The 22,373-nt window shown below is 44.2% G+C and carries 41 protein-coding genes; 16 read left to right on the top strand and 25 right to left on the bottom strand.

Features of this window, described 5'->3' with window-relative positions; genetic code table 11:
- Positions 1 to 2: 2 nt before the first annotated feature.
- The 23 genes from IEY42_RS00855 to IEY42_RS00960 form a co-directional block, all read right to left on the bottom strand.
- Positions 3 to 203 carry a DUF6148 family protein gene (locus tag IEY42_RS00855; protein WP_188923493.1) on the bottom strand — a complete coding sequence of 67 codons (201 nt, stop codon included), beginning with the start codon at positions 201 to 203 and terminating at the stop codon, positions 3 to 5.
- Positions 203 to 2,185: a phage terminase large subunit family protein gene (locus tag IEY42_RS00860; protein WP_188923494.1), complete on the bottom strand. Its 1,983-nt coding sequence runs from the start codon at positions 2,183 to 2,185 to the stop codon at positions 203 to 205. Before IEY42_RS00860 ends, IEY42_RS00855 begins: the two co-directional genes overlap by 1 nt.
- Entirely contained in the window at positions 2,160 to 2,693 is a 534-nt protein-coding gene (locus tag IEY42_RS00865) for a terminase small subunit (protein WP_188923495.1), read from the bottom strand. Before IEY42_RS00865 ends, IEY42_RS00860 begins: the two co-directional genes overlap by 26 nt.
- Positions 2,694 to 2,712: 19 nt before the next feature.
- On the bottom strand, positions 2,713 to 2,964 hold the full coding sequence (locus IEY42_RS00870; RefSeq protein WP_188923496.1) for a hypothetical protein: 252 nt from the start codon (positions 2,962 to 2,964) through the stop codon (positions 2,713 to 2,715).
- A 48-nt stretch (positions 2,965 to 3,012) separates the two neighbouring features.
- Entirely contained in the window at positions 3,013 to 3,318 is a 306-nt protein-coding gene (locus IEY42_RS00875) for a hypothetical protein (RefSeq protein ID WP_188923497.1), read from the bottom strand.
- Positions 3,315 to 4,187 carry a hypothetical protein gene (locus IEY42_RS00880; RefSeq protein ID WP_188923498.1) on the bottom strand — a complete coding sequence of 291 codons (873 nt, stop codon included), beginning with the start codon at positions 4,185 to 4,187 and terminating at the stop codon, positions 3,315 to 3,317. The genes IEY42_RS00875 and IEY42_RS00880 overlap by 4 nt, the downstream gene beginning before the upstream one ends.
- Positions 4,184 to 4,474 carry an HP1 family phage holin gene (locus IEY42_RS00885; RefSeq protein ID WP_229779834.1) on the bottom strand — a complete coding sequence of 97 codons (291 nt, stop codon included), beginning with the start codon at positions 4,472 to 4,474 and terminating at the stop codon, positions 4,184 to 4,186. The genes IEY42_RS00880 and IEY42_RS00885 overlap by 4 nt, the downstream gene beginning before the upstream one ends.
- Positions 4,458 to 4,691 (bottom strand): Rz1-like lysis system protein LysC, encoded by a 234-nt coding sequence (gene lysC / locus IEY42_RS22705; RefSeq protein WP_373292763.1) that lies wholly within the window; start codon positions 4,689 to 4,691, stop codon positions 4,458 to 4,460. Before lysC ends, IEY42_RS00885 begins: the two co-directional genes overlap by 17 nt.
- The gene (locus IEY42_RS00890) at positions 4,585 to 5,049 is read right to left on the bottom strand and encodes a hypothetical protein (RefSeq protein WP_188923500.1); all 465 of its coding nucleotides are present in this window, start codon (positions 5,047 to 5,049) and stop codon (positions 4,585 to 4,587) included. Before IEY42_RS00890 ends, lysC begins: the two co-directional genes overlap by 107 nt.
- A gap of 29 nt (positions 5,050 to 5,078) precedes the next feature.
- Positions 5,079 to 5,600: a glycoside hydrolase family protein gene (locus IEY42_RS00895; protein WP_188923501.1), complete on the bottom strand. Its 522-nt coding sequence runs from the start codon at positions 5,598 to 5,600 to the stop codon at positions 5,079 to 5,081.
- A 166-nt stretch (positions 5,601 to 5,766) separates the two neighbouring features.
- Positions 5,767 to 6,108: a DUF4406 domain-containing protein gene (locus IEY42_RS00900; RefSeq protein ID WP_188923502.1), complete on the bottom strand. Its 342-nt coding sequence runs from the start codon at positions 6,106 to 6,108 to the stop codon at positions 5,767 to 5,769.
- A 228-nt stretch (positions 6,109 to 6,336) separates the two neighbouring features.
- On the bottom strand, positions 6,337 to 6,591 hold the full coding sequence (locus IEY42_RS00905) for a hypothetical protein (RefSeq protein WP_188923503.1): 255 nt from the start codon (positions 6,589 to 6,591) through the stop codon (positions 6,337 to 6,339).
- Between the two features lie 395 nt (positions 6,592 to 6,986).
- Positions 6,987 to 7,664 (bottom strand): oligoribonuclease, encoded by a 678-nt coding sequence (gene orn / locus IEY42_RS00910; protein WP_188923504.1) that lies wholly within the window; start codon positions 7,662 to 7,664, stop codon positions 6,987 to 6,989.
- Between the two features lie 3 nt (positions 7,665 to 7,667).
- Positions 7,668 to 8,036, bottom strand: a complete 369-nt coding sequence (locus IEY42_RS00915) for a hypothetical protein (protein WP_188923505.1) — start codon at positions 8,034 to 8,036, stop codon at positions 7,668 to 7,670.
- Complete coding sequence (locus IEY42_RS00920) at positions 8,023 to 8,241, bottom strand: helix-turn-helix domain-containing protein (protein ID WP_188923506.1); 219 nt, start codon at positions 8,239 to 8,241, stop codon at positions 8,023 to 8,025. The genes IEY42_RS00915 and IEY42_RS00920 overlap by 14 nt, the downstream gene beginning before the upstream one ends.
- A gap of 54 nt (positions 8,242 to 8,295) precedes the next feature.
- Entirely contained in the window at positions 8,296 to 9,549 is a 1,254-nt protein-coding gene (locus IEY42_RS00925; protein WP_188923572.1) for a tyrosine-type recombinase/integrase, read from the bottom strand.
- Between the two features lie 2 nt (positions 9,550 to 9,551).
- Positions 9,552 to 9,773: a hypothetical protein gene (locus tag IEY42_RS00930; protein ID WP_188923507.1), complete on the bottom strand. Its 222-nt coding sequence runs from the start codon at positions 9,771 to 9,773 to the stop codon at positions 9,552 to 9,554.
- Entirely contained in the window at positions 9,766 to 10,494 is a 729-nt protein-coding gene (locus IEY42_RS00935) for an ATP-binding protein (protein WP_188923508.1), read from the bottom strand. Before IEY42_RS00935 ends, IEY42_RS00930 begins: the two co-directional genes overlap by 8 nt.
- Positions 10,495 to 10,505: 11 nt before the next feature.
- Positions 10,506 to 11,423 (bottom strand): replication protein, encoded by a 918-nt coding sequence (locus IEY42_RS00940; RefSeq protein WP_188923509.1) that lies wholly within the window; start codon positions 11,421 to 11,423, stop codon positions 10,506 to 10,508.
- A 60-nt stretch (positions 11,424 to 11,483) separates the two neighbouring features.
- On the bottom strand, positions 11,484 to 11,894 hold the full coding sequence (locus tag IEY42_RS00945; protein WP_188923510.1) for a hypothetical protein: 411 nt from the start codon (positions 11,892 to 11,894) through the stop codon (positions 11,484 to 11,486).
- 83 nt (positions 11,895 to 11,977) lie between these two features.
- Positions 11,978 to 12,181 (bottom strand): DUF2116 family Zn-ribbon domain-containing protein, encoded by a 204-nt coding sequence (locus IEY42_RS00950; RefSeq protein ID WP_188923511.1) that lies wholly within the window; start codon positions 12,179 to 12,181, stop codon positions 11,978 to 11,980.
- Between the two features lies 1 nt (position 12,182).
- On the bottom strand, positions 12,183 to 12,776 hold the full coding sequence (locus tag IEY42_RS00955; RefSeq protein ID WP_188923512.1) for a toxin YdaT family protein: 594 nt from the start codon (positions 12,774 to 12,776) through the stop codon (positions 12,183 to 12,185).
- A 26-nt stretch (positions 12,777 to 12,802) separates the two neighbouring features.
- Positions 12,803 to 12,988: a Cro/CI family transcriptional regulator gene (locus tag IEY42_RS00960; protein WP_188923513.1), complete on the bottom strand. Its 186-nt coding sequence runs from the start codon at positions 12,986 to 12,988 to the stop codon at positions 12,803 to 12,805.
- A gap of 117 nt (positions 12,989 to 13,105) precedes the next feature.
- On the opposite strand from IEY42_RS00960, the gene IEY42_RS00965 reads away from it, so the two are divergent.
- Positions 13,106 to 13,798: an XRE family transcriptional regulator gene (locus IEY42_RS00965; protein WP_188923514.1), complete on the top strand. Its 693-nt coding sequence runs from the start codon at positions 13,106 to 13,108 to the stop codon at positions 13,796 to 13,798.
- Here the strand turns inward: IEY42_RS00965 and IEY42_RS00970 are convergent.
- Entirely contained in the window at positions 13,793 to 14,416 is a 624-nt protein-coding gene (locus IEY42_RS00970; RefSeq protein ID WP_188923515.1) for a hypothetical protein, read from the bottom strand. The genes IEY42_RS00965 and IEY42_RS00970 overlap by 6 nt on opposite strands.
- 151 nt (positions 14,417 to 14,567) lie before the next feature.
- Here IEY42_RS00970 and IEY42_RS00975 point away from each other — a divergent pair, with 151 nt between their 5' ends.
- The 14 genes from IEY42_RS00975 to IEY42_RS01035 are packed head-to-tail and all read left to right on the top strand — an operon-like array spanning position 14,568 to position 20,666.
- Entirely contained in the window at positions 14,568 to 14,891 is a 324-nt protein-coding gene (locus IEY42_RS00975; protein ID WP_188923516.1) for a hypothetical protein, read from the top strand.
- Positions 14,888 to 15,055, top strand: a complete 168-nt coding sequence (locus tag IEY42_RS00980; RefSeq protein ID WP_188923517.1) for a hypothetical protein — start codon at positions 14,888 to 14,890, stop codon at positions 15,053 to 15,055. The genes IEY42_RS00975 and IEY42_RS00980 overlap by 4 nt, the downstream gene beginning before the upstream one ends.
- Complete coding sequence (locus IEY42_RS00985) at positions 15,052 to 15,312, top strand: pyocin activator PrtN family protein (RefSeq protein WP_188923518.1); 261 nt, start codon at positions 15,052 to 15,054, stop codon at positions 15,310 to 15,312. The genes IEY42_RS00980 and IEY42_RS00985 overlap by 4 nt, the downstream gene beginning before the upstream one ends.
- A 17-nt stretch (positions 15,313 to 15,329) precedes the next feature.
- Positions 15,330 to 15,665 (top strand): hypothetical protein, encoded by a 336-nt coding sequence (locus tag IEY42_RS00990; RefSeq protein ID WP_188923519.1) that lies wholly within the window; start codon positions 15,330 to 15,332, stop codon positions 15,663 to 15,665.
- A 21-nt stretch (positions 15,666 to 15,686) separates the two neighbouring features.
- Positions 15,687 to 15,917, top strand: a complete 231-nt coding sequence (locus tag IEY42_RS00995; RefSeq protein WP_229779836.1) for a hypothetical protein — start codon at positions 15,687 to 15,689, stop codon at positions 15,915 to 15,917.
- A gap of 4 nt (positions 15,918 to 15,921) precedes the next feature.
- On the top strand, positions 15,922 to 16,320 hold the full coding sequence (locus tag IEY42_RS01000) for a hypothetical protein (RefSeq protein WP_188923520.1): 399 nt from the start codon (positions 15,922 to 15,924) through the stop codon (positions 16,318 to 16,320).
- Positions 16,317 to 17,018 carry a hypothetical protein gene (locus IEY42_RS01005; RefSeq protein WP_188923521.1) on the top strand — a complete coding sequence of 234 codons (702 nt, stop codon included), beginning with the start codon at positions 16,317 to 16,319 and terminating at the stop codon, positions 17,016 to 17,018. Before IEY42_RS01000 ends, IEY42_RS01005 begins: the two co-directional genes overlap by 4 nt.
- Positions 17,015 to 17,365 (top strand): hypothetical protein, encoded by a 351-nt coding sequence (locus tag IEY42_RS01010; RefSeq protein ID WP_188923522.1) that lies wholly within the window; start codon positions 17,015 to 17,017, stop codon positions 17,363 to 17,365. Before IEY42_RS01005 ends, IEY42_RS01010 begins: the two co-directional genes overlap by 4 nt.
- Positions 17,362 to 17,625, top strand: coding sequence for a PapB/FocB family fimbrial expression transcriptional regulator (locus IEY42_RS01015; RefSeq protein WP_188923523.1), 264 nt, complete (start codon positions 17,362 to 17,364; stop codon positions 17,623 to 17,625). Before IEY42_RS01010 ends, IEY42_RS01015 begins: the two co-directional genes overlap by 4 nt.
- Complete coding sequence (locus IEY42_RS01020) at positions 17,626 to 18,564, top strand: phage N-6-adenine-methyltransferase (protein WP_188923524.1); 939 nt, start codon at positions 17,626 to 17,628, stop codon at positions 18,562 to 18,564.
- Entirely contained in the window at positions 18,561 to 18,803 is a 243-nt protein-coding gene (locus IEY42_RS01025; protein ID WP_188923525.1) for a hypothetical protein, read from the top strand. The genes IEY42_RS01020 and IEY42_RS01025 overlap by 4 nt, the downstream gene beginning before the upstream one ends.
- Positions 18,800 to 20,230 carry a DNA cytosine methyltransferase gene (locus IEY42_RS01030; protein ID WP_188923526.1) on the top strand — a complete coding sequence of 477 codons (1,431 nt, stop codon included), beginning with the start codon at positions 18,800 to 18,802 and terminating at the stop codon, positions 20,228 to 20,230. The genes IEY42_RS01025 and IEY42_RS01030 overlap by 4 nt, the downstream gene beginning before the upstream one ends.
- A gap of 8 nt (positions 20,231 to 20,238) precedes the next feature.
- Positions 20,239 to 20,364, top strand: a complete 126-nt coding sequence (locus tag IEY42_RS22550; protein ID WP_268244259.1) for a hypothetical protein — start codon at positions 20,239 to 20,241, stop codon at positions 20,362 to 20,364.
- Complete coding sequence (locus IEY42_RS01035) at positions 20,364 to 20,666, top strand: hypothetical protein (RefSeq protein WP_188923527.1); 303 nt, start codon at positions 20,364 to 20,366, stop codon at positions 20,664 to 20,666. The genes IEY42_RS22550 and IEY42_RS01035 overlap by 1 nt, the downstream gene beginning before the upstream one ends.
- Positions 20,667 to 20,673: 7 nt before the next feature.
- Here the strand turns inward: IEY42_RS01035 and IEY42_RS01040 are convergent, their stop codons facing one another.
- Entirely contained in the window at positions 20,674 to 20,967 is a 294-nt protein-coding gene (locus IEY42_RS01040; protein WP_188923528.1) for a hypothetical protein, read from the bottom strand.
- Positions 20,968 to 21,882: 915 nt separating this feature from the next.
- On the opposite strand from IEY42_RS01040, the gene IEY42_RS01045 reads away from it, so the two are divergent.
- Positions 21,883 to 22,353, top strand: a complete 471-nt coding sequence (locus tag IEY42_RS01045) for a chemotaxis protein CheX (protein WP_188922432.1) — start codon at positions 21,883 to 21,885, stop codon at positions 22,351 to 22,353.
- Positions 22,354 to 22,373 lie beyond the last annotated feature (20 nt).

Consider the following 22,373-nt stretch of genomic DNA (forward strand, 5'->3'; position numbering starts at 1 on the left):
TTTTAAAATCTTGCGAGTGTGGTACCCCGTGGGCGGGTGTACATACTGAGTGTGCGTTGCCATTCAATGCGGCCTTTGCGGATTTGATCCAGGTCTTCTGTACTCATCATCTTGCCGTTGATGGAGACTGACTTACCCGCCAGCACATCTTTTTCGGCTTCGATATAGAGCGCGACCATGTCTGCCGCTTGTTGTTTTGACATTACAGCCAGCCTCCTGATTTAGCCGAGCCCCCATTAAGCCAGTTATTAACTGGGGCTTTTTTCGGTTTTTTGGGTTGTGGGGGGTCATCGGGTGATGATGGGTTTTCTTCTTTATTTGTTACCACTTTACTGAGCGATTCGAGATTGATGCCGAACCTATCAATGGCGATATACAGTGCCGCCAAGGCATACACAAAACAGTCGAGTGCTTCGTTACGTCTACCGCCTGCGTCCCATCGGTAAACAATGCGGCCGTCGCGCCTTGTTGGCATTTTGCGTTCAGACGTTAACTGTTGCAGTTCGGTGTCATCACACACGTTGTCGTTTAGGGGCAAATGAATTGCACCAGGTGTACGCATATCAACACTGGGTTGAGTACGCATCATGGACATGATCAACTCTTTAGCGTTGTCGGTACCGACCTCGGTTAAATACACGCCTTTGTTGGTTCGCTTGCGCGGAAAATTCGCAATCGGCTTGCCATACATGTTGGCGCCTTTAACTGGGATAACACGGTACAAACCGAGCTTTTTACTCATTGAGTAAACCGTGTCGGTATAGTGACCGCCCGAATCCCAACAGGTTGTGCCAATGTTAAGCACGATGCCGTCGTTACGGGTGTAACTTTGGTTTAAGCGCAGCGCAACTTTATCAAGTAGCACTTGGCTGGCTGGGTCGCCATACAAAATAAACCTATCGAACAAGGCGCACTCTTTACCTGCGCCCCACCCCCAAACACGGCCTTCGTAGCGGTCGTCTTGGGTATCAACACCCGCCGTGACATACACAACCCAATCGGGCATTTTGCCGTTGGGGTACATTTCACGCCTGCGGCCGAGGTCTTCCCACTCAATGCGTTCGCCGTTGTCGTTGTCCCACGGCTGGCCTAATTTGGTGTTAACAAAGGTTTGTAGCTTTTCTTTGTCGCCTTTGGCTTTGTAAAATTCGGTGACTAACTTGGCCCAGCTGTTAAGCGTGTTGTAAGCCGACCAGATATAAATTGAGATATTTTCGGGGGTTAAAAAGTCGTTGCCGTCTTTATCAAAAAACGAAATAAAATCTGGGGTGTACACGCCCGTTTTGTCGCATATCCATACTGCGCGGGGGTGTTCTTCCATGTCGTGCAGTTGATTGTTTTCAATGCAGGCACCGCAGTGTTCGCACACGTAATACGCCGTGCTTGGGTCGCTACCTTGCCACTTGATGCCAAATGGTTCGGTTTTGCCGCCCCACTTTAAGTGCTGCAGTTCGTCGCAGTGTGGGCACGGTAAGTTAAATCTAAATTGGTACTGGCTTTCGCTGCATGCCTTTTCAATTTGGCAGGCACCGAGAATTTTAGGCGTTGAACCACGGATCGACTTAGGAAACATCGACAGTTCAACACGGGTATCACCTAAAGATGTGGCGTTACCCTCGTGTTCGATTGACTCGTCAAAACCTGCAAGTTCATCGTAAATTACATCGTCAGTTGATATTTCACGATAATTAGCAGCGGCGGTACCACCGCGCACCATTAGCGTTTTACCGTTGCTGAATACCTTATCTTCTAATGTGCTGTCTTTGTGTTTGCGGCCAATCCAAGGCGCTAGGGCCTTCCAAATCGGCATGTCACGTATTGCCGTTTCAACGTGTTTTTTCATGAACGTTTTGGCGGCACCGTCCCGCGGCTGGTATATCAGCACGTTACGTTTTTTGTGTTCGACTTTGTAACCCGCATTGGCCATCAGCATTTTGGTGTAACCGACACGCGCTGATTTCATAATATTGAGCGTGGTGATTTGGTCGTTACCCATGGCATTTAAAATGCCGATTTGAAACGGTAGACTTTCCCATTTGCCTTCTGTGTAAGACGACTCCGACGACATATAAAAATGCGTGTCGGCGTATTCACTGCACGTTAAAACGGGTGGACGGTAAAACGATTTAAGACCAGCAGATACAGCGGCTTTCAGATTGTTAATCTGTGCTGCTGATATACTCATCTAATAAATCCTCAATGCCGTTGGCCAGTTCAGCGGCGGTGTTTTGGCTTTTAATTACTTCGGCGCGAATGGCGTCTATCGTGCGTTCTGGCATGTCGGGGAATTTACGTTTTACGCGAATGTGTATTTGGTCAAGCACTGGCGATATTTGCGCGGCTATACGGCTCAACACAAACGAGCAAAACGCCACCTCGACCACTTCTTTGCGGTCTTTTTCGTTCTTCAATTCTTGGCCGTCGGCCTGCGCTTTGGTTAAACGGTAGCGCTCGTAATCAATATTTGGTTTGTCGTCTTCATCATCCAGCGGTTTGCTTACATGTTTTTTGCGCTCGTTGGCGACACGATTGCCCACAACATCGGCCATGGTGTACAAACACTCACGGCCTTTTTTGCTGTGTATTGGCACATCCCACTTGTCGAACGCCTGGGTACTAATGCCCAAACTTTTGCACAAGTCGGTTTTATTCAGTAGCACTGGCTCGGCTTCGGGTGTTTGAATACGTGCCATATAATGCCTATTGTTTCAGTTAGTAACCTTGAATGATTGCAGTGCTAGTGCCTGCGCTGGTGAGTGTAAATTTTTCAATGTTGCCTAGTTCGATGTTATGGCTACCGGCTTCTAGGTCTGCTTGAGTAAAGTCAGTACCGTTGATGGTGTACGCCAGCGTGATGTTGTCACCGCTAAATATCAGTTGGTGTTGTTTGCAACTTTGCATAACACCTGGGCGCGTAACGTCCACGGCCGACGTAGTCACCGTTAAATTTTCGCTGTAAATCATGTGAGTTCCTTGGCTTGTTGTGTAAAGCGGGATTGTTACTTGCGGGGGTTATGGGTTGGTAAAATCTTCTTCTATCTCGGTTACAAACTGGGTCGCAAATTCAAGCGCTTCATCCCACGTTAATAACATCGGCGTTGTGTCGCTAATGCCGAATGATACTGTATGACCTTGCTCTGTTAAATAGTCAACAAAGCGTTCAGCGTTTTCCTTGTGATAATTCACCATCCGATAGTCACCGTAAGATACTGCATCGGGCCATGCATTTTTAGCGGGTTCGCTGTCTTGATAGCCTTGTTCAGACAATACAACAAACACGTATAGACCTGAGTTAAGCCATTGTTCTAACTGTGTCATACTGCTGTCCATCCTGCCGCGTTGTAATTAACAATAGTCGCGTTAATACTTCCGACCGTTGCGAGTTGGTTGGCGCCTTGGGACTTGTTGTTTAGTGGGATCTCTAATATTTTCAATCCAGCAGAATCAACACTAAGTTTTGTTATAGCCCCTTTAGCATATGAACCCGATGCCTCCATTAACTTTGATAACTTAACAGTACCTAGAGAAATTGAGTTATCGACAACACCTTCTAAAACTCCGTTTATATACACTGAAGAAACCTGACCTACGCGCCTAAACCTTATGAGCCTAGAGGTGTTATCAGTAACCTTTGTTGTTGACGTTGGCGTTGCGTAGCCACAGTACATCCTTACGGCACCATTCAGATCAAATCTTGCAAATCTGTCATTATTAGCCGCAGCCATAAATGTTTTGTAGTCTGCCGCCAGCCCTTTGTACGTAAATAAAACGTCAAAATCGCCACTTAATACTATTTCACTACTTAGCGATATAAATTGCGTCAATCCATCTGTAATAAACGCATAACTCGTAACACCTAATGCCGCAGCCGTTGACGTAATAGATGTACCTGCACTATCAGTCACAACAACAGTAATCGACGCAGCATTATCAGTAGCATCGGCAGCAAATGACAATGCCGCGCTATTGGTGCCAACGTTTGCACCGTTCTTTTTGTACTGATACGAATAAGGCGCAACACCACCTGTCACTTCACAGCTAAATGTAGCGAGGGCATACTCGTCAACGGTTTTGCTTTGTGGCTGAGATACGAATGATAGTGTCGTAACAACAGGAACCTGAACACCAAACACTGACGTTATAGCTGGTCGTATTGCGGGGCGAAATGCGGGTTTGAATGCGTTCATTTGAGTTCGGCCTCAATATCTTCTATCACGTGACTTGAGCGTTCTAGCTCAATATTTTGCAGCTGCTTGTTCAGTAATTGCTTTTGTAATGCTTGTATCTGCTCGTCTCTGTCACTCTTGCGAGACTGATAAAACCAGTTCACTAACGCAGTGGCCACAGCACATATCACACCAACTAAAACCCCAATATCCATATCGTTCACATAGCTGCCTGCTGCGGTGAAAAACGAGGCGATATAAGAAACAACCGACGTGAACTTTGCACCAATGTCAGTCGTTATACTCATGTGATTGCCGCCATTGTTGTAAACGCTGCATATTTGCATTACACATTGCTAGCGCGTGAGTTTGGGTAAGTGAGTGTTTAAGTAAATCAAGATTGGTGGTACCAACAAAATCAGGGGTGCTGCACAGCACTATCCAATCGGGCGGCGGCAACACATACACCGTTTTGGTTTGGGTCACCACTTTTACAATCGGTGTGCTTGAGCAGCTGCAAAGCATCAGTAGGCAACAAAGCGTTAGCCCAATCTTTAGTAGGTTCATCGTCTGATTCCTTAATGAGATTGGCTTGAACAATTCGGCTTTCGTGCGTAGCCTGTAAATCGATCAGCTGTTTTCGGTGCGTAGCGTTAATCTCAGTCATTACCCGGTAATCACGCTCAAGTATTTTGATACGTTCAGCTTGATTGTCGTTACTGCTTAATAGCGCTTCAACACTCACTTGAGATTGCAATACATCATGCGTTAGCGATGCGTTCTTGGCTTTGAGTGAGTGCATACCCAAACCGCCAACAACGAGCAACGTAGTCATAATCAGCACAAGGCATAAAAGCACAGTGGTTTTAAAATCATTAAACATTACAAGCCCCTTAAACAATAACGCCGCAGTTACTGCAGCGCTTCAAGTGAGTTTACGCATTGCCTGTGTCGGTCTTGCGCGCGGGTCCAAACGCCATAACACCGTTTGTTGCCAGGTGTTGAACAATCAAAACCCGCGACAGTTCGGTACTGTGGCAACAGCAACGCATCACAAGCCTTGCGGTATTCGCCATTTAATACATGTACACGCATGGGCGACTTTAGCCAACGGCCGATGCCGTACTGGTAAACCCAGTCGATATATAAATCATATTCAGCCTGGTTAAGCTCGGCGCCAATTAAGCTTTGTCTAAATCGGGTTTCATCTTTAGAGATATGCGCTTTGGCTATTTGCAGCGCATTAATTGGGGTAACCGTATCGCCTAGCTTAACTGGGCGGTCATTAATATGGTAAGTGGACCCAAAGCCCACGGTAGGCCGATCACCTTTTACCGGAATTGTCGCAGTAGGCGTAAACCCTTCGGAAATAACCAAACCAATAAAAGCAGCGGCCGACAAGCTAAGGCCTGCCACTGTCATTCTGTTAGCCATAATTACCCCCAAACAAATATTCATATGATAGCTATTGATGCATTAACGGGGCGCAAACCCGAACTACGTCATGCCGTTACTTTTTCAAGCTCGGCCACTTTTCGCTGACTGTGTTGCAAAGCGAACTGCTCAAGCTGATTAAACGTGCGAGCTGACACGCTGGCGGTTAAAAGTGTTCTTCACCCGTCAAACCAATTAATGCTATTTCATGATCAATGCCCTCCTGGTAAACAATGTGTAAGCTAAGCTTTTGCGCTAGTGCATGCTCTGCTCGTGCACCGTGTGATTGTTCCCAACCATCGAGCATGTAAACCATATCGGCACACATCAACATGGTGATGCCAATCTGCATGTATTCAGGTTCAGATAAACCCGCTGGCAAAGTGGCTGGGTTAAGCACAATGTGCGTTAACGACTTTTGCACTTGCGCGGCCAAGTTAAACGCAGGCCGATTGCAATCTGGTAAACCAGACATAGGCCCAGCGATATACACTTTTTTACGGTTCATGTGTTCACCAAATAACATGCAAAAAAAATGGGCTCCAATGCAGGAGCCCAATGGCGAGGATGTAAGCAAAGAGAAACGATAGAGGAAGCTAAGCAAGTTACGCAGTTGTACCAAGCTTACATAAATATACCCATTTTTTTGGCCATTAAACAGGCCATATATGGCCTTTAGGTTTTTGGCATTCCGTGATATATGGCGCTAAATTCTCTAGACAATTCAAACTAAAAGTTATCGGTTAAGTGAGCGGTAAGCCCTTTTAGATATTTCATCTAATAACGTTAACTGCTCATCAGTCAATTGGACCTCGCAACGATGACCAACCACAATGGCATTGTCATCGTTATAATAAGTGATGATCTCCATATCATCTGGGAACACCCCAGCAGCTTTAACCTCCACACCAATCAGGTCATCCATATCCAAAGCAAACTTATCAACTCTAAGCAAGCCAAGATTAATGTTTTTTATCTCTAAATTATCCATAGTATTCCTTTACAAAATTAGTATTGAGTTAGGCGCCCAAAAGACTGCAAGCGCAACAATATTGATAACACCAAAACTGAATTTATAAAAGAAAGATCTGGATGATCAAAAGTTGTTATTTACTGCGATCAAAACAAACCGCAAAAAACTGGTAACAGAAAAGGCTACAAATACAAATAAATTCATTAGCTTAAGAATAGTTATCAATGACACATAACTGATTGAATTAGTTAGGTTCGATAAAACAACAACACAACCCCCTAAAATTTTCACATGTAGTGAAGCACTGCGCTTCTCTGCCCCCGCAGTGCACCGAGCCAGAAGGACCCATTTATTTTTTGCCCCAAATGATAATCGATCTCATTTGGATTGGTTCAGACCAAAACCTTGAGGCATCACCACTTCACCCAAGGCATTAGACCTTTAATCAATGACTTAGCAAACCCACGACACGCATTACTGAACCGTTCGTAAGCTGTCTGACTATCACTACCCAGCACTTGCTTATACATTCGCAACTCTTCGATTGATTCACGTATATCAGCTAATGCCTCATGCTTGTATAGCTTTGCTGATGTAGCCTTGCGCTCTAACTCTGGATTGAATGCCCTTGCAGCTAAAGCTAATGCAGATACATCTAACTGACGATAGTGCATATACTCGTGAAGTGTTGGCATCTGGCACATTATGTATGAACGGTCGAACATAATAGAGTTACCAGCAAACACTACACCCTGCTTAGTCTTGCCGTCATACTTAGACACGCTATGCCCTTTAAGCCATTTAATAACTATCTGTTCAGCATCTGCCAATGACAGCGTTGATGCTCGAACGTGATCAATCAATCCGCTTGCGGTGTGCGTATCCAGTGCCCATTCACTGCATGTTGCGATCACTTCATCACTGTGATGAACAACCACACGTAACGGCAAGCCTATTTGATTCAGGTCTTTATCTGTCAGGATAAATGCCAATTCAAGTATTGGGTAATACTCCATACCCAACGCGCCATTAACTAACCGGCCATTAAGGCCACCTGTTTCAATATCGCCAAATAGAAAATAAGGACTCACATCTCACTCCATCATTGTAATTTCTGCGCGTCTTAACCAATACACATAAGACTGTTTACTGTCGAACCCCATCAATGCCCACTGCCCTTTGCAGATGTAGTGCGCTCTAATGGCCCTTATACACTGCGGTGCTAACCGCTCAATCAGCTGGTCGAACTGTCTTACTTCACGCGGGGGCGTAACATCACTAACACCTGCACTACCGTACACAATCACCTCACCCAATTTGTCGCACTGGCTTCGGTTAGCAAACCCCTTACCCCGTTCTTGGTAAGCCCAGTAACGGCCCCAACGACTCAACCCATCACGCAATTCTTTCATCTTCAATAATGATTGACGGTGATCAACCATTGCCACGTTAACTTTCACCATTAATCATCATCCTTATTTCATCAATGCCCAATCGAAACACCTGGTCGCATATTGCCGAAACATCATCAAATGGCACCCTAACTTCACCCAGTTCCCAACGTCGATAAGTCCGTTCGCTTACCCCATAAATCTCGGCAACTTCGGTCTGAGTAAGGCCACGCAATTCTCTGCCCGTTCGTAAAAAATCAAACCCGCGTAATGCCATTTCGCCCCCAAAATCCCTTAACTGCATATTCTTCTACCAATGATGCGGTGATCATCACAGCCAACCGCTTGCACTCTTGGTTTGACCGTTCTCACTTTCAATAGGCGATCTAGGCAATATCTCGGGCGCAACAGAAGAAAACCCACGGTAAATTAAATATTGATGATATTGATCTAACGCTTGGCTCATGCCCTTATCTAATGTCGATTTAACGTACTTGCGCAGCAACACAGGCAAGGCATGATTAAGCAACCGCTCACCAATCATCGTATCGACACCTAAGTCAGCAACAATGGTCCTGAATAACCGACGTAAATCATGGCTAGTGAAATGCTTAAAACGGATCTGGGTATGCCACTCATGAGCACTGCGGATTGAAATAGCGCCAATATTGCCAGGGAATAAAAACGAGCGTTTGCCAACATGTTTCAACTGCCACTTGCGATAATGCTGAATTAACGCCTTAGCAGAATCAGTCATAGGTACCCGATGTTCATGCTTGTTCTTGGCATTACTGGCAGGTATCACCCAATAATCACCCGCAAAATGCTCCCAGCGAGCTAATCGAGTTTCATTAATGCGAGTACCAAACATCATCATCAACACAAACAACATCTGCACAGGCATAGCCACACTACTTAACCGAGTAAACAAATCAGCCAAATCTGACTCAAACAAGCGAGTATCAACCACATCAGCCACCTTAATTGAATAGGTCACTCGATAACCGGCTAAAGGATTAGCACTAATCAAACGCAGTTTTGAAGCCGCCGCAAATACCGCCTTAAGCTTATTCACCGCTTCACGGATGTATTGAGGCGAAAACCCCTCAACCAACATCGGCTTAACCAAACCAACGTCAACAGTAATAAAACTCACATCATGCAAACGAACATCAGCCAAACGAGGTAACAGATGACACTTAATCATCGACTTAATATTGCTGCGCCAGCTCTTGCTATAAGTCGTGTTAGTGGCGATATGTTCCTGGTACCACTCAAGCAAACTGCCAACCGAATCAAACTGGCCAGTCACCATGCCGCCCACATTGCGTTTAGCCAACATCACAGGCAAATCAGCGCATAACGTCTTAATACACATGTTTGGCCAAGTGCCCACCTTTTGCCAAACCGTCTTACCGTTTTCATTCAACACCAAATGAACACTCGCCCGCGTTCGGCCAGCTGCAGCACGTAAACGAATTTCAGGAAACTGCGGATCACGATAATCGCGAATAACCCCAGCACGTAACCAACGACGTAAAGCCGCATCGTTAAGTTTGCCTACCTCAACACCCGATGCCGCCATACTCATGCCACCAACCTGTATTCCCAAGCCTGGCACTTATCACGGCGGCGTTTTTGCTTAACCGACACAGGCAACTCGCGCCAACGCGCACTTAACGCACACTCGCTATCATGCACACCAAAGCGCTCAAAACACTCTTGCTGAATCTCGTACAGGGTTAAAAAACGGCCTTGACTCAACACACGACACAAACGCTCTTTTTGGGTTAATGGCTTATTACTCATTAGAACCTCCAGTTCGCTTACCGCGATAGCTTGGCCAACTAAAAAGCACGCCCAAACCCACTGACTCCAAAACACGGCCATAGGCACGTTCGCCTAGTAATTCCTGTAATTCTGACTTTTTAAGATTGGTGATAAACGAAGTCGGCTTCTTGGCATATAGCCGCTTATCAATAATTCGAGTGAGCCATAACACTTCGTCAACACTGCCACGCTGCAATCCAAGCTCGTCAATAATCAATAAATCAGGCCTTAAAAAATCATTTATTAATTTATCTTCTGAAATCGACGGGTCTTTATAGCTTTCACGCACTCGAGCTAATAAATCCATCACGCTTAACAACACAACAAAATGATTTTTTTCAACAAGTTCATTCACCATGGCGCTCGCTAAATGATTTTTGCCTGTGCCACTGGTCCCACTAAACAAAAAGCCTTTCGCCAGCGCTGAGTACTCGCTAAATTTTTCACAATATTTCTTTGCCTTTTCAACTGCATCAAACTGGTCTTTACGCTCACAAATGTAATTATCAAAGCGACAAGATAAAAAATGTGTATTCAAACCTGTTAAATCCATCAGTTTTTTGTTTTTTCTCGCAACATGATCCTTATAAGCCGCAGCTTCTGACTTTCTTTTTAACTCAGCAATATGCTCTCGAGTCGCCGGCTTCACACCAACAGGAGCGTTTAAACGGGTCAACAGTTTTGATAATTCAGAGTTCATGGTTAGCATCATTAAATCTCCATGTTAAAATCGTCGGCATAGTCGGAATACTCGTTTGTCTGTTCATTAAAAACAGGGATCTGTAAGCTTTTTCGTGGGTTGTTAGTCGTGGGTGTAGGCAGCGGGGTTAGCCATGTTTTATTTCGAATAAATTTAGTGACACCCAGAACAAACTGCCCATTAGCACTAACGCCCCAACTGGCGTCTCGCTGTGCAGCGTGAACCAGCCAAGCGATTGCAGCCTCACAATCTTGCTCTGTCAGTTTTTCAGATTTCCATGCCGCCCAAGCTGCTGAATCCGAACCGCCTTTTCTGTGATTTGGGTATTGTTTAAAAAACGCATTAAACGCAGATTTAGCACATATATCTTTTTGTCTTTCTTTTGTATTAATGTCTTTCTTTTGTGGGGGTCTAGACTGACAGGTTTTACTGTCTAAACTGACAGTGTTAGAGTCTAAACTGACAGGTTTTACTGCCAGTTTAGACAGTGAGTTTTTACTGTCTAAACTGACAGTTTTATTAATTATCGGCTTGTCTAACCAGTCAGAAACCACAGAGTTAACACCTATTTTTTTGCCTTCTTTTAACAGAATATTTCGCTTTATTAATGCACCAACAACACGTGACACATTGTTAGAGTCAATCGAAGTCATTTCCTCAATTTGGCTATAAGATATCCAATCAACATGCTTACCAAAGCCGTATGTACGACGCATGACTGAAAACAAAACTCGGCTTTCTCTATCGCTAAGCTTGGTTAAGCAAAGGGCATCAACAAGCGTATTAGACAACCTTAAGTAACCATCATCTAAATCAGCCTTCACAACAGCCCCCTGCTTACTGGTACCAACAACACAATCAACAGACCTAAACGGCACAATGTTGCTATTTTCGCCATCATTGACGTTATCTATATATTTTTGTAACATCCTCAGACCTCTCTTCGTAGGTATTAACCCCGTTCTGTCGCCAAACTTAAGCGGGGTTTCTTATTTTCTAATTTTCGTTGTATCTATCGTGCAACCAGCCTCAACCAACAAATGGGCAATACCTGTTGCGCTGTTAGTCGGGCTCGTTCTTATCACTGCGGCCATAGCATCAATTTGCTGCTCACGCTCTAGCTTTTCGAAATACTCGCGTTCTTCGGGTGACTCAACCACGTCAACGGGTCGATAAACTAGCGGCTCATGCGCAGGTGGCTGCATAGTGAGCGTCCAATCCGTCACTCCGGCATTCCGCTCACTTTCCAGCAAATATTTACATGACACGGGTGTGATTTCTTTATACCAAATCGTGTCAATGTTTCGGATTTCTGCAACCGCATCGGCATCACTTGGGGAATCTAAAAACAACACATGCACATCGTTAATCAGTTTGTTGTTATCACTTAACTGAGTCATCACCCGCCCCTTTAAACATCAAACAAAAACCAGCAGTTAAAATCACTGCAAAACTCAGCCAACCTAAAATTAAAAACCACATATCAACCCCGCTTTCGCATTAATGTTCTGCGTTGGTCACGTTCAAAATCATCACGGCAATCTGCATCACAAAAACGCTCTGGTGTGGCAGCGTGGCAATAAAAACAATGCCCGGTTAATGGCGGTAGGCTCGGTTTGGCTTTAGCCAACACTGCAGCTAAATGCAGTTCAGCCATATCATTTGCATCATCAACGTTATCAGCCATACTAACCAACCGACTTAAGAGGCTTTTCAACTAAATACGGGTAGTTGCGCTCAAACGCATCCATCGCCGCTTGAGTCATGCCGCGCGATTCACGCAACTCACGATAGGCCTGCTCAACATCATGACGCGACGGCGCCAAACCCAAACGGATCACCGCAATTTGCGCTTCGCTGTTCTCTTTTGTTAACGTCGCGGCCATGTCACTCGTGCTTAACGACATACCATCACCAACATGATCAACCACCACCGTTACGCCAACCATGTTGTAAACATCGTTTAAATAACCAATGCGTAATTCAATTGGCATTGCAGCCAATATTGCCTGCTCAACATAAAACAAGCGTTCAGGCACGGCATGCTGGTCAGCGTACTGCCCAAGCCATCTAAAAATCTTTTGTGCATTAACCCGCGAATCATTGTAAATATCGTCAGAATACGTAAACGAAATGCCCTCTTTAGCTAATACGCTCACCATCTTTAAATCATCAACCGCCTGAACTACCGCTGTGGCCAATGCCGAACGGCTCACTTTAGGTAGTTCAAGCCACTTGTTAATGGCTTTCATCAATAAAGTTAAACGTGATACTTGTTTCATGCTTTTCTCCCTGCGAACGACTAAAATTAAACTGCTTGCTTGATCTGCGGGGTGCTAACTTTGAGTTTCCCGTTCGTGATCACTTGAATTTGATAAGCTCTAAGTAGTGGGACTGTATCCCCCCACTTTGAAATTGCAGGCTGTGAAACATCAAGCGCCTTAGCTAAACGGCCCTGACCTCCAAAGTGCGCAATAACATCAGCTGTCTTCATAAGAACTCCAATGAATAATTAACAGTAAACATAATATAACCAAAGTTAATTAACCGCAACAAATAAAAATAACTTTAGTTAGTACCTGTTTTATAACCTAAGTAATATAATTAACTTATGAAAACACTCGCCCAAAACCTCCAAGAAAAGCTAAAGGCTTCTGGCTTAACTCAGAAGGAATTAGCCGAACGCGCCAACATCTCCCAGGTGATGGTGCATAAACTCATTTCAGGTAAAGCAAAAGAGTCATCTAAATTAGTGGCTATCGCGAATGTGTTAGGTACAACGGCGGAAGAGTTAATTACAGGAAAGGTAAGAGCTAAAGCTGAGGCCAACGCCGAATGGGCGGGCCCAATGGAAACGTGGGACAGTAATACCCCACTCAGTGATGATGAAGTAGAGATCCCTTTTTACATGGAAGTAGAACTAGCCGCGGGGCATGGCATAGTAGAAATGCCGCATTATTACGGGCCAAAATTACGCTTTGCAAAATCCACATTACGTAAATCAAACGTAGACCCAACAAATGCCGCGTGTGTTCGCGTTAGTGGTAACAGCATGGAACCCGTATTACCGAACGGTTCAACCGTGGGCGTAGACACCTCACAAACTAACGTGATCGACGGTAAAATGTACGCAATCAATCACGATGGAATGTTACGCATTAAAACGCTGTATAAATTACCTGGTGGTGGTTTGCGTCTTCGTAGCTTCAACCTAGACGAATGGCCTGATGAACGCTACGAAGGTGACGACCTAAAACAAATCACCGTAATAGGTAAAGTGTTTTGGTATTCGGTATTGCTATAAGCTTCTGATATACACAGTTAGCGTACCACTAGAACTTGGGCACAAAATAGACAGGCTCCCTTTGCCTGATGGGATAGTATACCGAACAGTGCTGTTAGTTGAGTTTCTATTAATTTTAAGATCCGCAGTATGTAATCCCAAATAACTAATATATTCATCATAATTTGTTATTTTTTGCCCAAAAGTACAAGGCTCTGCGCCTTTTAATCCTATCGAAATAAGAGTGACTATATTGTCCAATGTTTCAAATGAAACGCGATAATCGTCATTATCAATTAAAATGTTCCCAACGGAATTAATTTCAACATCGTAATTAACAGCAACGTCAACATTAAATCGCCCAATATAATCAGCAATTCCTTTTAGTGAATTCTCTGGTTTTGGTTGCCGGTAATTAGAGATGTTCGCAACTGGTGCTGTTACTTTGTCTTCTGGATTTTTAACGTTAAATGTATCCGTGCTTAAAAAGTTAATACCCAGAAAAAACACAACAACCCCAACAATCGCAAACCAAACTACCCCACCTGAAATATGATCTCGGCTCTTGCCACAATGCGGACAAGCCTTGGCCGCACTGCTTTTTTGTTGTCCACATTCATCACACGCTATTAACGCCATAAACCCTCCTTAGTTAAGTTTCTATTTATACCACCAACCCAAATGCAGATCATTAAAAAGCAAATCCCAAAAAATAATTAACCAAAGTTATTGACGAAGTAATTAACCAAAGTTATATTTGAGCCGTACCCAATTAACCGAGGACGGCAAAATGATACTGACTAACACACCAAAAACAGACAAAGAACGCGCTGAGCACTTCCACCTGGTCAGCATTCGTTTTGCCTGTTTACTCACCACCAAACAAGACCCAATGGAATGCGAGCGAGTACAACAGCGTATCGAAAAGCTTGAGCGCCAACTCATGGCATGCAACCCAAGCCAACTGTTTACCAAAATGTTTGAAAACCGAGCAGGCGAAATCGGCAGCGAACTGGCCATGCGTTACAACTACAACACAGGCCGCATCACACTATGGCGCAACACCCCACTGCACCAAAGCGGCACGGTGTTTCAACTAAGGGCAAGCATATGAGCGCTGCAACCGAATATTGCGACCGTGAAATAGCCAAGTGCGAAGACATGTTACGCACTTGGCCAAACGAAGCGCCATGCCTAAAACGACTAATCAGAGGCTGGAAGCGCGCCAAAAAACAGATACAAGCCCGCATCGAGCAAGATGCCAAGGAAACCCAATGAACACTGCATTTTTACTCATGGCGCAATTCAACAAAGCCGTGATCCCCATCACGGACATTTGCGACGAATATTTTGGCCTATCAGCAAGTGTGGCAATTCGTTATGCCAAATCAGGAAAGTTGCCAATACCTGCGTTTAGAGCAGGGCAAAGCAATAAATCGACCTGGATGATTAACGTAACCGACCTAGCAGAATATCTAGATCAGTTACGTGACCAAGCCAAAAAAGACCACATTTTCAGCCCAAAAGCGGCGTAAACAGTTTAGGGGGTTTTATGTTTTTTGTGTTCGGAGTGAGTGAAACGATAGTGAAAAAGGCCGCGGATAAAAAATGCAGCCGATTCACAGGGAATTATCCCAATAAACGCGAACTGACTATTGAAGAATATCAACAAAAGCTAGCAAAAACCCGTGATGACCTATTTGCCAAAATGAAAGCACAAAAACTCAGTCACGGCTTATCAACACCCAGTTTAGCAAAGCAATACGCAGAGCTAACCAAAGCACAAGAACGATGCCGTGATATTGAAATTAGATACCGAAAACCAACTGGCGCCATTAACCCAAAAACCAAAAAAGAAGTTTTGGAATGGGCCACATACATAGGCTAACAATCGAAGAGAGCAGCGATTATGAATAAACAAATACCAGCTTTTTTAAGTGCAATGTCAAAGCAGATGCACGAACAGAGCAACCGATGTACTGCTGAACCTACCCCGCACCGCAATGACATACGCATAGGTGCAGGTGTAATTGTCGCCCATAAAATGGGCTGTATGTTACCGGGTGGTAAATACACCGAAAACCCTGCAGAAGCCATTCGCGCAGCGAAAGGCATCCACAGACTAACATGCAAGCGGTGATGATATGAGCCAACTAACACCAAAACAAATTGCAGCAAGAGCGTATTACCAGGCGAACCGCGAGCGCATCTTAGAGCAAAAGCGCGGCAACTATCAGCCAAAACGCCAAAAGCCTGCAGTGATGAAAGTCGCCAGCGATAAAAAACCACAGCAAATAACGCCAGCACCAAAGGCAATCGCACAGCCAAAACCTGTGACCAAGGGCGATATTGAATGGCAAGGCCCACTAAAAGGCCGCAATGGTTTTAACGGTGTCATTAATGACGGCGAAGAATACAAAGACCGTAAAGCCATCAATAAAGCGATTAGTGATCAAGCAAAAGCAAAAGCAGCAGCGCGGCGCAGAGCCGAAGATATAAAGCTAGCGCGGGAACTTGGGTTAGGTTTGGAGGATTTAGCATGAGCCAATTATTTTACTTACGAGATAGTCGCAGCAACGTTGGTGGTACCTGCATGTTTTGGGCTAAAGATGGTTGCGGATATACCAGTGACTTAAACAAGGCGCATGTTTACACCAAAGAAGAAGCGCAGCGTTACTTTGATAGCCGTGATACTGATATTCCGTACAGCAAAGAGCAAGTGGACCTTTTGGCTACGGTAAGGGTTGACCATCAATATTTACCAGACGTTGCAACATCAAACGATGACTTATGCGTTATTCATGTTGTCGGTGACTACAACGGTAACGACATTTACTGGTTAACCGATGCTTATCATTCAATCGAATACAGTGATGCACTTGTCTTGCCACATGCTGAGGCATTAAAGAAAGCCGAACACTTAGCAAAGTACAACGTCAAAGCTGATATTTATTCTAAGTCTGCAATCGATGCCATTGCGCGCCGTACCTTTCAGGTTGGTAGTGTTAACAAGCGAAAAATGGTCACTGGTGCAGGAATTAAGAACAATCACCCACGGAAACGAAATAGACCGACCACTGGCAGAACGCGCGGTAACTGCCCTGATTGCGGCAAGGTTACTTGGGGCGGTAATCCTTACGAAGCCTACACCTGTGCCGAAGCCAAGAACGAAAGCTTAGGGCTTGATTATCGCTTATATGAAACCTGTGAGGATGTGAAACAAGCAAGGAGTGCAGCATGAGTAATTCTTTCGAAATGGATATGCCAACACCATGCCCTCGTTGTGGAGTTGTTGTTGATTTGCACGACATGGTTAGCCATCCCAACGAATTTAAATCACTGGTTTGCGAGTCATGCCACGATGCAATTGAAGCTGAAAACAACCAAGGTTTAGTCATCGATAGCTATGGCAATAAGATAGCTTGGGAGTATTTGCCTGATGAGGAATTGCTAGAAATTTGCGCTAATGGCGAGCTTATCGCTACCTGGCTTTGCGAAGAGGATCCGGAAGATTCGATTAAGGCTTTTATGGTGATATGGAATAAAGCTCAGGCATTAGTTACAAGTGAACAAGGCGGTGCAGCATGAAATACCTAATCCAAGGCGGCGAGTCGGCCGAACGCCTGCAGCTGCTACTGCAACTCACCAACATCGAATCGCCTGACATCATCGCGGCACTTAACGACCACTTTGTCATAGGCCATCCAGATGCCGTTGCAGCAATCCGTAACAGTATTAAAAAAAGTAACTTATCACGCGCAATTGCGCGACTAGAACAAGTGGCATTCACTGTCGAACAAATCAAAGAAATCGACTGGGCCAAATTCAAACCAAGCAAGGTGGCATAAATGAGTCAATATTCAGAAAACCTGCAGGCCATGATTGCTAAGCCGGCTCATTACCTAAAAGAAGTTGGCGACCAGTGGCAAACGCCACCTGCACTATTTTGGGGTGTATTCGCCAAGTTCGGCCCATTTGTATTAGACCTATTCACCGATGGTGAAAATAATAAATGCGCTAACTATTACACAGTGGAAGATAACGCATTAGTTCAAGACTGGGCAGAAGACTTAAACGGGGGCAAAGCATTTGCAAACCCACCTTACTCACGTTCAAGTTACGAAGATGAACAGGCCATTACTGGTATGCGTAACATCATCGATAAAACCCGTATTGAACGCGATAAAGGCGCCAAAGTAGTTTACTTAATAAAGTCGGCAACGAGTGAAGTATGGTGGCCAGAAGATGCCGATCATGTTTGTTTTATCCGTGGACGCATCAGCTTTGACCTCCCCGCTTGGTTCAGGCCAGCCAATAAAAAACAGGCTGCATCAAGCGCAGGCTTTGCATGTGCCATAGCGATATTCGACAAAGAATGGCAAGGCGATCGCATGGGTTATATCAATCGAGAAGACTTATTACGCGATGGCAAAGTGCTATTAGACATTATCAACGCCGCGGCATACCACACACCAACGGCATTAACCATTAAAGGAACGATTGAAACCCGCCCAGATGATTCCGAACAAGGTGAGCAGATCGACATCGAACACATGATTACCCAGGCGAAGCATGAAGAAGCTACTAATAGTAAATGGCCAAGCGAAGTTCAGTATGTCGTTGAAGAAGCTTTTAAAGCCAACCCCAACAAGTTCAACGATTATCGACATGCAGTATTAAGTGAAATAGCGAACACACGGTTACTCGAAAAGCAGCGGCCAAGCAAAATTATCGCAGAATTGAGCACCATGCTTGAGCGAACTGAACCAATGAGGGCTACTGCATGAACAAAATAACCAAAACATTCAGCACCAAACAAGGTGTCGTCACGCTATCAAAGCCGTTCTTCACACTAATACACGAACAGCAACAAGTAGAAGTCACTTACAAACCAAACAACTACAACGGTTGGGGAATGTGTAAAACGTTCAACGCCATTGAAGTGAGCGACTTTACCCAAGCCGATGCAGAGCTATTTGCCAGCACTGCCGATTCAAAATTACGACTACAAGGGTACGCAGCATGAATGGATTAATCATTGATAATTTCGCTGGCGGGGGCGGTGCGAGTACCGGTATCGCTTGGGCAATTGGGCGCAGTGTTGATATTGCAATCAATCATGATCCTGATGCTATTGCCATGCACAAAGCCAATCACCCAGAAACATTACATTATTGCGAGTCAGTATTTGATATCGACCCATTGCAAGCAACTGCAGGTAAGCCAGTTGATTTAGCGTGGTTCTCACCAGACTGCAAGCACTTTTCAAAAGCAAAAGGCAGTAAGCCAGTTAACAAAGAGATCCGTGGCCTTGCTTGGGTAGCTATTCGCTGGGCAATGAAAGTGCGCCCAAAAATAATCATGCTTGAAAACGTCGAAGAATTTAAAACGTGGGGGCCAGTAATTGAGTGCCTGGCAACCGAGTCAATGCGACCTTGCCCAGACCGCAAAGGTGAAACATTTGATGCTTTTGTAAAGATGCTTAGCGATGGAATAGATGCAGACCACCCTGCACTCACCGAATGCGTTGACACACTTGGCCTACTAGATACTGCCAAACTAATTAAAGGACTTGGCTATAAAGTCGAATGGCGTGAAATGCGAGCATGCGATTTTGGCTCGCCAACTATTCGCAAACGATTCTTTATGATTGCCCGTTGCGATAATCAGCCGATAGTTTGGCCACAACCAACACATGGGGCGCCAGATAGTGAAGAGGTTAAATCAGGTAGATTAAAGCCTTGGCGAACGGCGGCAGAATGTATCGATTGGTCAATACCCTGTAAATCAATATTTGGCCGTAAACGCCCGTTAGCCGAAAACACAATGAAGCGAATAGCCAAAGGCATTCAAAAGTTTGTTATTGACTCAGCTAATCCGTTTATTGCACCGGCACAAGTAACTATTACGCCATTCGTAACAGAATGCGCTAACGCCAGTGCCCAACGCAACATGCCTGCAAATGAACCATTAAGAACTATTTGCGCAGAAATCAAAGGTGGTCACTTTGCACTGGTAACAAGCCACATGGTTAAGATGCGCGGCACTAACATCGGTTTTGAAATGACTGAACCTGCTCACACCATCACCGCAGGCGGTTTACACCTTGGCGAAGTACGGGCGTTCTTCATCAAATACTACGGTAATGAGCAAGACGGAGTGGCTTGTAACGAACCTCTGCACACCATTACCACCAATGACCGTTTTGGCTTAGTAACTATCAAGGGTGAGTCATACCAAATTGTTGATATTGGCTTGCGTATGCTTGAGCCACATGAGCTGTTTGCCTGTCAGGGCTTTAGTTCAGATTACATCATTAGCGATTACAACGGTAAATCGACCAAAAAACAGCAAGTCGCACGGGTTGGCAACAGTGTACCACCGCAACTATCGGAAGCACTGGTAAAAGCTAACTTGCCAGGTCAATCCAAACAAATTGCAAAAGCAGCATAGGGGGTTATATGAAACAGTCAGAAGCAATCAAACAAGCGTTACGCCAATGGTACGCACTGCCCCGCGACCAAGTCGGTTCATGCCAACAATACATGAAAACGCTAGCAGAAAAACTAGCAAAGGAAGGCAAATAATGAATGCAACCAACGCAGTAGCGCAAAATTCGGATTTAATCGAGTATTACTACGTCAAACAGCACATGAGCGGCGATCAGGTTGCCGCTCAACTAGGCCTTAGCCAATATCAGGTAAAAAAATACCTACGTGAACATGGCATGGCCAGAAGCAGAACAGAAGCAACTTCAAAAGCTGCTCACACATTAAGACAAAAAGCGGCTAACAATGCGCTGAGCGCATACGACATGCAAGAGCTGCGCGAGTGCCGGGTATCAACGCTTGCATTATCGTTAATGCATAAACCTCAACAATTGGTTTAAATGGTTTTCACGCGCGGATTTGCTTGTCAATCGAACGAGCAAATCCGATAAAATAACCCAAATTATTTGGCTCATCTAAATTTATCGCCAGCAATATATCACTCAACTGCACAGCCAAATCTGGATGGTGTTTAACAACCCCAACATAACGCTCCCCCATTAACATGCCCACATGTTCAGCACTGTGATAGTTATCAGCATCGGGCAAACTCCACCCAGAAAATCCACGTTCATAAAATTTTAAAAATGGTAATAAACGCTCAATTTGCCTAATGCCTGTCAATTGTTCTAAACTAATCATTGAAAATACCCTCTCCCAAAAATAGGTTGTTTTCCAAGCACCGGTTGTCGCAAGCAGCCGGTGCTTAGTTTTTTAAAATACACTACCTTTTGTTAACCGCAAGGTTATGAATCTAAACTTTATCCAATTTAACTGTTTCATTTAATTCCCGCAAGCACAAAAACACCGTAACATACTGATAAAAAAGAGAATACTCGCACATTGTACGGGTGCTCTCATTTGTAATTATTAATAAAATCTAGATGTTTGTATAAGAAATTAAGATTTATCTATGCTGAATAATATTTTAGTAATATTGGGGAACCATGAAGACAAGAAAAAACAACGGGGAACCTATGGGGAACCAGAAATAATGCGACCGCTTTAATATCAGCAACTTACGTTACAAAAGCTCCAATCTAGCATCGGCGCGATTGAAAAGGTACGATCAAGGGTATCTATTGAAGTGTCTATCTTAGGCGTTGTATTCACTGAATTATTTATACTCATAAGCTGGGGATTATTTTTACACATATTGAACTGCGCGGGGAACCTCTAAGGAACCATAAACATTGGACTCTAGCTATACGAAACCAGTATAGGATCCCATGTATTATCCAAGTGATAATTATACACATGACAGCGATTCTTTACCAAAGGATCCAGCACGATACAGTCAATCTAGGGATTGATATGAAAAATCAACTATCAACAATCAACTATCAACACCACCACTCACAGCGAATAATATATCGCTTTAGAAAGCGCTTTTTGCAAACAAATTCACTTTCAATTTCATTTTTGTGTTCTAAGCTTAAAACTGTATTGCAATTTGCTGATATAGTGTTAGCTCTTATTAGTAAACTTCGACAATAACGGTTTATGTGCGTGTAAATGTACTTCCGTCAATTTGAATGTAGAAGGGTCGTTTTTCTTATGAACGTTGAATTCATCAACCCATTTCTTGTGTCTTTAATCAATGTAATCTCAACGATGGCGACAATGGATCTTAAGCCAGGTAAACCTCAATTAAAAAACCACGATCTTGCCAAAGGAGATGTATCTGGCTTGATTGGTATGGTGGGGCCTAAAACGCGTGGTTCGCTTTCGATAACCTTTGAACAAACCTTAATTCTTGAAATTATGAATAAAATGCTTGGCGAAAAGTATGAATCCATTAATGATGAAGTGACGGATTTAGTAGGTGAAATCACCAATATGGTGACTGGTGGTGCCAAGAATTTACTCAGCGATAAAGGCTATGATTTTGATATGGCAACACCAGCTGTGGTGTCAGGTAAAAACCATACGATTTCTCATAAAGCACGAGGTAAAAAAATCATGATGCCTTTTACCCATGAACACGGAAATGCCTATATTGAAATCTGTTTTGAAGATGCTCAATAACCCGATGTGTTAATCGTAAA

The sequence above is a fragment of the Shewanella algicola genome (assembly GCF_014648035.1).
Classification (GTDB): domain Bacteria; phylum Pseudomonadota; class Gammaproteobacteria; order Enterobacterales; family Shewanellaceae; genus Shewanella; species Shewanella algicola.